The organism is uncultured Legionella sp. (genome assembly GCF_937871865.1).
In the GTDB taxonomy this organism is placed as follows: Bacteria; Pseudomonadota; Gammaproteobacteria; order Legionellales; family Legionellaceae; genus Legionella.
The window spans coordinates 1-7,519 of record NZ_CALMPD010000153.1 but is presented as its reverse complement, the minus strand read 5'-3'; the positions used below and the strand labels follow the sequence as shown (position 1 = coordinate 7,519).

The window sequence follows — 7,519 nt, the reverse complement described above, 5'->3', positions numbered from 1 at the left end:
TCTTTAGGGGGAAGATGAATACTATCAGTCGATAATCTATAAAAAGCTCTATCTGCTTCTGAGTGAACAATGTTAGCTCCAGAGTTATGTAGTAGTTTTTCAGCTTTTTCAATTAAGGACCAATCTGGCTCTTTTGCAATGAGCTCTGGCATATTATCAATTTGCGAGGCATGAAATACCGTTGCATAAAACACTTTGGGTCGTTCGAGATTCACCTGCACTTTTAATGGATTACCTTGTTCATCAAGAACAGGTTTACCAGTATCATCATGTTTGGTTTGTTCTTCATGAAATTTCCAATATTGGATTGTGGTGCCTTTTGCTCCCTTGCGTACTTGTGCATCCATACTTTGTGCTTGTTTGTAGGTTAACCAACGATTGTCATCACTTTGACTCACCATCAAATACAAAGCATTTATCCCTCGATAACGCTTCCCGGTGACTGGATTATATGGAATTTGACCATTACCAACACCTGGCTCCCATGGTTTCAACCAGGGAGCGGTTCCTGCTTTCAGGCTTTCAATAATTTGATTGGCAACGACTTCATAGTAAGGCATTTTAGTCATAAATAGCCTCCATCGCATCTTCTTCATTGAGTGCATCTTCTACAAATGCTCCCATGATGTCCGCTTCAATAGGACTGACTTCAAGAAGAAATCCAGGGATTACTAAATCCTCAAATTTTTCTGCAATCACATCCATTAATTCGGTTTCATGATTCATGTGGTTCTCTCCGTTTATTAATTACCCATATGGGTGTGATCATTCCTTTGATTTGTCTTGTGTGAACAAGACCATAATATCGACCATCAAATGACCATTCGCTTTGACTGGTCATAGTCATCACTTCATCTTTTTGGAGTTGGTAATTCATTACTTGCCATTGAGGTAAGTCGCGCTTCATCCCATCCTGTAGTTTTGGTTTTGAATAGGGGGTTAGTATGTGATTAACAAATACCCCTTTATTGGTCACAGAGAGGATATCGCCAGAAACAGCCACCACTTTTTTCATTAAATAACCATATCCACCACAGTAAAGACCATGGTCTATATAACCTCTATCCCTCGCTAACCTAAATGACTCTCTGTTATCAGGACAAAAAATCACATAAGTATTTTTGATAGAGGCTTTGCTGGTGATGTGATACAAGCCTATAGGAATGGATTCAGTCAGGTTTATCCTAAAACCCATGGCATGAAATAGTGCACCTACAACAATAAGGCTTATCAATAAAGTAGAGATGATGGCTGACAGTTTTTTCATAACCTGATGACCTCATCTTCACTTAAACGAGTACGTAAAATATCTGAGTTAGCAGGAGCTTCAACGGATGCTCTTGCCATAAAGATCGGATCTTTAAAGTAAAGAGGTTGTTTACCATAAATAGCAGGGAAGCCCGCTGCATATACAACCATATCTCCAGCTTCAACAATCAAACCATTAGCATCTTTTTTAGGCCCTGGCATACGCAGACACTCATCAATGGTTAAAAGTGGTCTTGATATTTCCTGAACAGTTTTTGATATTTGATTTAAGAATGTAGAAAAGCGTTTTCCACTGGTGGTGATGTGTTCTTTAACAATAGTTGTTTGGCCTGTTAGCTTGGAAAGATGTTCTGCGGTTTCAACTCTGTTAGGTGGATAAGCATTTTGGATGTGACAATTTGAAGTGATGGTTTCATCAGGGCCATAACCTCGCTCACGGCTTTTCAGCTGATTAATATCCTGACAAATTAAGTAAAACTTTAAGCCATAACCTGCAACAAAAGCTAATGACTCTTGCAGAATGTCGAGTTTTCCAAGGCTTGGAAATTCATCAATCATGCACAATAGTCGATGCTTATACGTTTTCTTAGCACTTACATAAGATAATCCTTTGTCATCAGACACACGCTCAAATTCCATTCTGTCGGCCAATAGTCTCACTGTCATATTAATCATGACTCTAACCAACGGCTGAAGCCTTGCCTTATCATTGGGTTGGGTAACGATATAGAGGCTAACGGGATTTTGATGATTCATTAAATCGCGGATGCAAAAATCTGAGGCAGATACGTTATGCGCAACCACTGGATCGCGATATAACGCCAGATAAGATTTTAAAGTAGATAACACAGAGCCTGCTTCTTCTTCGGGCCTATCAATCATGTCACGAGCAGAGGCTGATATAACAGGATGGGTTTTACCTTCAACATGCGGGTATTGGGTCATTTCAATGAGCAGGTCAGCAATATTAATATTGGGATCAACAAGCATGCGGTCAATGTTGGGAAATGTGGCTGGTTCTCCGCAGGCGTTCAATTTATAAATCGCATGCAAAATAAAACCAACCAAAAGGGCTTGAGAGGTTTTCTGCCAGTGGGTTTCTAACCCCTTACCATCGGGATCAACCACAAGTGTTGCCAAATTTTGTACGTCCCCCACCTCTGATTCTGTACCTACTCTGATTTCATCCAGAGGGTTCCAGCGTGCGCTTCCTTTTAACGTGGCAGGTTCAAATCGAATAACCTTGTTGGTGGCATGTTTTTGTCGCCATCCAGCGGTCATTGCCCAAAGCTCGCCTTTTAAATCGGTAATCACACAGGAGTGTTTCCACGATAGAAGGGTTGGAATCACAAGGCCAACACCTTTCCCTGAGCGGGTTGGTGCATACGTTAAAACATGCTCAGGTCCATTATGGCGTAGATAATGAATTGTTCCTTTATCATCTTCAAACGCGCCAACATAAACTCCTTCATCAAGGCCTACGAGACTTGCACTGTTTAAGTCTTCCCAATTAGCCCACCTGGCTGAACCATGGAGGTAGTCACTCACACTGTTCTTTTTTAAATACTTGGAGGCCAACACGATCATCATTAAAAAGAGACAACCCATCATAACTATGAGACCAAAGGCGGCATTAAAAGAATCTGGGTAATAGGGTTGATACTTAATAGCCCAGATAAAAATCTGCCAAGGCATATAAATAGGGGCGAATGCCCCTCCAAGGGCATCAGCATAATGAAATTGATGCGCGAAAAACTGAGTTCCAATGTGCATGCTGATTAAGAAAGAACAAATCACTAGCAAGACTAACGTTTTATTTATCTTGCTGGTATTTTTTTCTCTGACTTGAGGGCCTATGGCTTTATTAGGTTTGTTTTGGCTCATTGGTTCTCTCCAGATGCCTTTTGGTTCACGAATTGACTGACCTCATCTGATGTCTCAAATCCTGAGCTGAGACTACCTGCAGGTGTACCCATAGATAAAATGTTTTGCGCGTTAGATTCTTGCGATTCGCAAACGGATGTATCTACCTTGTTCTGAATTGCTTCGGCAATTTTTCCACCTGTTGTGTCAGCGATTTTTTCAGCAACTGCTTCTTTAATCGAATTCGCTTTCTCACGAGCTACATCCATAGTGCCTGAGGCTAAATGTGAACCAAAAGAGCCTGCAAATTTGGCAGCACTTCCCATCGCCTCAGCTAATCCACCGGTTTTGGAGCTTTTATCCATCCCAGGCAGTGCATTGGTATCACCTGAGTTGGTTGATTGGCTGGCTGCTTTAAACGCAGCATTAAGTGCAGATAATCCACCACCGCTTTGAGCAAGTACGCTACCTGCAGCACCCGCCATGGCTGCTCCTGCAATTCCAGCCGCTCCCATTGCACCACCAAGACCCAGTCCACCGCCACCACCAGAACCGCCTCCTGACACAATGGCGGCGAGTGCAGGTGGAATTTTATCTATAAGAACCAGCAACAGCACGGCAACAACTAGCATGACAAACATCTCTTTGAGCATGATGTTTTCAGACATCGCTGCGTAATATTGATCTACAAAAGATTTACCGATACCAATAATCAAAATCATGGCAAAAGCTTGTAATGCAATACCCAACACGGTTTTGTAATAGTTAATCGCAATATCCTGTGTCCAACGGCCACCGCCAAACCCTAATAAAACAATGCCACCATAGGTTAAGATCCAAGCGGTGATTAAGATAATGAGCATGTTAATACTGACTAAAGCAAGAATAAGCAGAATTACCCCTGCAACGAGCAATCCTACTGTAGTTGCGGCAGGGGACCAGATAGATGAGCTGTCTATAGCTTTTGAGACAATATCAAACCCAACATCCACAATATCAGAAGGGGAGACATGTTCATTAATTCCAGAAGCCTTAGCTGCAAGTTGCCGCATGGAGTCAATGATTGCTTTTGCAATGGCAGGTCCATTGTCTAAAATCCAATAGAAAAAACCGACAACTACAAAAAACCGTACCGTTTCGCTCAAGAATTCTTGAATGTCTGCTTTACGCAATGCCATCAAGCCGTATGTCCACACCATACTAATTGAGGCTAAGGACCAAAAAAGATATCTGGCGTAACTCAACATAGTTTTGCTCCATATTGCGGATGTGCTAGCAAAACGCTGTAAAATATTATCCAGTAAATCACGACTATCCATGCCATGCCCTTTGGCATGGCAGCAAGCAGAAAACCCAAATAAACCAAACGCAATTACATAGGGGATTATTTTTTTATTCATAGCGTTACCACGTCTGTCCAGAGCTTTTGGAATAACTACCCCCTCGGAAACACGCATCACCAATAGCCTGCAGTTCTTCTTGAGTTCGACCTTCTCGTGGGCTGCTACAGGTAAGGGAGGCCAAGTGCTCAGCTTTTTTCTGAGCCTTGGATTCAGCGCTGTCGCAACCTGATAAAACACAGCTAACCGCCATAATTGATAAACATAAGATCTTCATTTTCCTCTCCTTTTTATGATGGGTTACCACTTTTTTCCTGAACTTTTATGGTATGAGCCTGATCTGAAATGCTCATCCCCTGCAGTCTGTATCGCCTCTTTGTTTGCACTCGCTGCGTCTTTGACCGCCTGAGCATTCTGCTGTGCTAATAACACGCCTCGGATTTGAAGCAATTGATGAGATTGATTACTGGCTAATTGAGAAGCAGCTTGAAGAGCCTGTTTTTGGCCTGCAGCACTTTGTGCCTGAGATTGTAAAGTACGCAACTTTGCAGAATCATTTTTTAAACTCTGTTGTTGTTTATCAATCCCTTTAAGCATGGCGTCATTGGATCGCTTTTCAGCAACAGAAGCCGCTAATTTGCTTTGTTTGATTTTTCTAAGTTCTTCCGCAGAACATTGGCCATTACCATTAAAACACGGAGTCTTTTGGTAGTATTCCTGGCTTTGGAATCGGTCAAGGTAGCCCTGGAGGCTACCAGCTTCCTGCTTGTAGTAATCAATGGTATCAGTCGATTCAAGCAAATTATTAATAACTGAGTTGGCATTATCCCATTCAAAGGAAGTCAGTGACTTGGTGTTGTCTAACATGTTTTGGTATTGATCCATCTGATTCTTGTATTGATCGACTTGCGTTTTGTACTCGCTAAGCTGAGTTGCAATCATTTTTCCATTTTGAATCCAATTCGCAATATCAAACACAGGTGCGCCACCTGCGAATACTGGCAAAACAAAGCAATAAATAATCATGGATTTAAATTTCATAATGCTCTCCTTTATTAATAAGCAAATTGCCTATAGGGCTGTTTAAACGTTAAGTCCTTCACTACGATGATATTGAATCGATAACCTGGGCGAACATTTATGGTGGGGGCCACATTTAGGTTTTTTGAAACCAGTTGCGAAGTGACCTCGCCCAACTGTTGTCCTAAAGCCTGACTCATGACGCTGCCAGCTGTGGGCTGAGCGTAACCGAATTGGCTAGATTGATTGGTATTTTGGCTATAAGTAATACCAGCAATAATGCCTGACATTAAAAGAGCTGAACCATAAATTCGTCCATAATGATTATCTACCTGATCACGAAATCCGGCATATCCTGCACTATCAGCACCAGGCATAGAGCCAATATCCAAGGCTTTGCTGTCTGGAAAAACCAAGCGTTGCCAGGCAACTAATACAGAGTTTTGGCCAAAAGGGACATCACTGGAATAAAGCCCCAATATCTTGGTACCTTGGGGTATTAAAAGATATTTCCCGGTAGCGGTGTCATATACGTTTTGTGATACTTGGGCAATAATTTGACCTGGTAATTCAGAGGAAATGCCACTAATCATTACACCTGGGATCACGCTGCCAGCTCTTAGTTCGTATCGACTGTTTGGGCTTTGAAGGGTTGAATTTAAATGCCAGCGCATTTCATTTTCTTCACCACCTAAGGTTTGTGGCATAGGTTTAGCTTGCCTTCCTTGTAATAATGCGAGCTGCTCTTTAAACGCCAATGAAGGGTCGATGTTTAATGCCATCTCATTGCTATTCATGGACGTTTTGGCAGTGTCGCGATTATTCAATCTTGGGTTATCGACCATTATGGATGTCTTAGCTTTAACAGCCTCTTCAAATTCTTGAGTTTTTTCCTGGCGAATGCGCTCGATTTCAGCTTCAGATACATCTTGTGTCAGAGTATCTTCTTTTTGTGGAAGTTGCTCAGGAATGGGCAAAGGGGTTGTTTCACTGTTAGCTATAGTGACACTCTGGGGCGGAATTACTGCTGATTTATGGTTTCCTACCACGTCATTAGCAAGACTCATGGTATTTTTCTTTGAGTTTTTAACCTTCACTATTTCTTGTGGCTGGTTTTGCGCATTAGCTCGTTTATTGGCAACCAATGCGATGAGCACTACAAAAACAGTTAAAATACCAATTGCAATCATGAGTGGCACATTATTCACTCGTTTTACACCTGTTGTTTCAAGCTTTTGGGGTGAATTGTCTGGTGACAAATAATTATTATTTTGATTCATAGCTCTTACTCCTTATGAGTCCATGCGCTGACAGGGATGATATTTTCATGGCTTTTTGCATACACACGGCTCAATGTTTGCATTCCCACAAAAAGGCTTATTCGATAGCTTTGAGTTTTAAGCTCATCAAGCACGTAGAAAAAATTAGCTTTATTCTTAGGGCATTGATTTTCATTGATGCCATAACCCTTTTTTCTCAAGTTTTGAATAAGACTTAAGCCAAAGCCATCGTTGACTGCCTGACCAATACAAAATGTATTTTGAGCAGGTGGATAGACTCGGGTTAATTGAGTGGCTGCATCTGCCGCCAAATAAGCATCTTTACCCTGAGGCATTTGGGTGAAATTGCCATAACGCATGCTGGCACAGCTTGATAACAAGACAGCGAGCAGTAAAACACTTAATTCTTTCATCTTCAGCACCTTGTAATCGTAATTTTTTCTTGAGAGGAACCGCTGCCGATAACCAATACGGCTTTATCAAAAACACCATCCACGATGTAACGACAACCCTGAAGGCGATAATTGACCATGACGGACTCTGATTTTTTAAATAGCCCTCGACTTCTTAAAACTAGCAGCGCGGGCGCTTCACTTTGAGCCATGGTTCCTGGCATCTCAATAATCGTTTTGACGCCATTGTTATAAACTCTAACTGGCTTAAATCGGGCATTGCCTTGAATGCGATAATTGAAGTTAAGATCGCCTAGATATTCATTGGTTTCTGGTAAGGTATCTACTTTTCTTC

At 41.7% G+C, this 7,519-nt stretch carries 10 protein-coding genes; all 10 read right to left on the bottom strand.

The features are described 5' to 3' along the window. The coding region (locus Q0495_RS08470; RefSeq protein ID WP_298624969.1) for an ArdC-like ssDNA-binding domain-containing protein at window positions 1-569 on the bottom strand (569 nt) is incomplete at its 3' end. Next, complete coding sequence (locus Q0495_RS08465; protein ID WP_042754934.1) at window positions 562-726, bottom strand: hypothetical protein; 165 nt, start codon at window positions 724-726, stop codon at window positions 562-564. The genes Q0495_RS08470 and Q0495_RS08465, both read right to left, overlap by 8 nt. Further along, window positions 716-1,267 carry a conjugative transfer signal peptidase TraF gene (traF, locus tag Q0495_RS08460; RefSeq protein ID WP_298624964.1) on the bottom strand — a complete coding sequence of 184 codons (552 nt, stop codon included), beginning with the start codon at window positions 1,265-1,267 and terminating at the stop codon, window positions 716-718. The genes Q0495_RS08465 and traF overlap by 11 nt, the downstream gene beginning before the upstream one ends. Further along, on the bottom strand, window positions 1,264-3,153 hold the full coding sequence (locus Q0495_RS08455; RefSeq protein ID WP_298624963.1) for a type IV secretory system conjugative DNA transfer family protein: 1,890 nt from the start codon (window positions 3,151-3,153) through the stop codon (window positions 1,264-1,266). The genes traF and Q0495_RS08455 overlap by 4 nt, the downstream gene beginning before the upstream one ends. Further along, window positions 3,150-4,532 (bottom strand): P-type conjugative transfer protein TrbL, encoded by a 1,383-nt coding sequence (gene trbL / locus Q0495_RS08450; RefSeq protein WP_298624961.1) that lies wholly within the window; start codon window positions 4,530-4,532, stop codon window positions 3,150-3,152. Before trbL ends, Q0495_RS08455 begins: the two co-directional genes overlap by 4 nt. 4 nt (window positions 4,533-4,536) lie before the next feature. After that, window positions 4,537-4,749: a hypothetical protein gene (locus tag Q0495_RS08445; RefSeq protein WP_298624959.1), complete on the bottom strand. Its 213-nt coding sequence runs from the start codon at window positions 4,747-4,749 to the stop codon at window positions 4,537-4,539. Between the two features lie 23 nt (window positions 4,750-4,772). Then, the gene (gene trbJ / locus Q0495_RS08440) at window positions 4,773-5,513 is read right to left on the bottom strand and encodes a P-type conjugative transfer protein TrbJ (RefSeq protein WP_298624957.1); all 741 of its coding nucleotides are present in this window, start codon (window positions 5,511-5,513) and stop codon (window positions 4,773-4,775) included. A 14-nt stretch (window positions 5,514-5,527) separates the two neighbouring features. Further along, window positions 5,528-6,772, bottom strand: a complete 1,245-nt coding sequence (locus Q0495_RS08435; RefSeq protein ID WP_298624955.1) for a TrbI/VirB10 family protein — start codon at window positions 6,770-6,772, stop codon at window positions 5,528-5,530. A gap of 5 nt (window positions 6,773-6,777) precedes the next feature. Then, entirely contained in the window at window positions 6,778-7,185 is a 408-nt protein-coding gene (locus Q0495_RS08430; RefSeq protein WP_298624953.1) for a conjugal transfer protein TrbH, read from the bottom strand. 2 nt (window positions 7,186-7,187) lie between these two features. Beyond that, window positions 7,188-7,519, bottom strand: a 332-nt coding sequence (locus Q0495_RS08425) for a TrbG/VirB9 family P-type conjugative transfer protein (protein ID WP_298624951.1), incomplete at its 5' end; no start/stop codon positions are given.

Excerpts from the sequence above, each read along its gene's own strand:
- Q0495_RS08465 (WP_042754934.1), bottom strand. The coding sequence starts at position 726 with ATGAATCATGAAACCGAATTAATGGATGTGATTGCAGAAAAATTTGAG.
- traF (WP_298624964.1), bottom strand. The coding sequence starts at position 1,267 with ATGAAAAAACTGTCAGCCATCATCTCTACTTTATTGATAAGCCTTATT.
- Q0495_RS08455 (WP_298624963.1), bottom strand. The coding sequence starts at position 3,153 with ATGAGCCAAAACAAACCTAATAAAGCCATAGGCCCTCAAGTCAGAGAA.
- trbL (WP_298624961.1), bottom strand. The coding sequence starts at position 4,532 with ATGAATAAAAAAATAATCCCCTATGTAATTGCGTTTGGTTTATTTGGG.
- Q0495_RS08445 (WP_298624959.1), bottom strand. The coding sequence starts at position 4,749 with ATGAAGATCTTATGTTTATCAATTATGGCGGTTAGCTGTGTTTTATCA.
- trbJ (WP_298624957.1), bottom strand. The coding sequence starts at position 5,513 with ATGAAATTTAAATCCATGATTATTTATTGCTTTGTTTTGCCAGTATTC.
- Q0495_RS08435 (WP_298624955.1), bottom strand. The coding sequence starts at position 6,772 with ATGAATCAAAATAATAATTATTTGTCACCAGACAATTCACCCCAAAAG.
- Q0495_RS08430 (WP_298624953.1), bottom strand. The coding sequence starts at position 7,185 with ATGAAAGAATTAAGTGTTTTACTGCTCGCTGTCTTGTTATCAAGCTGT.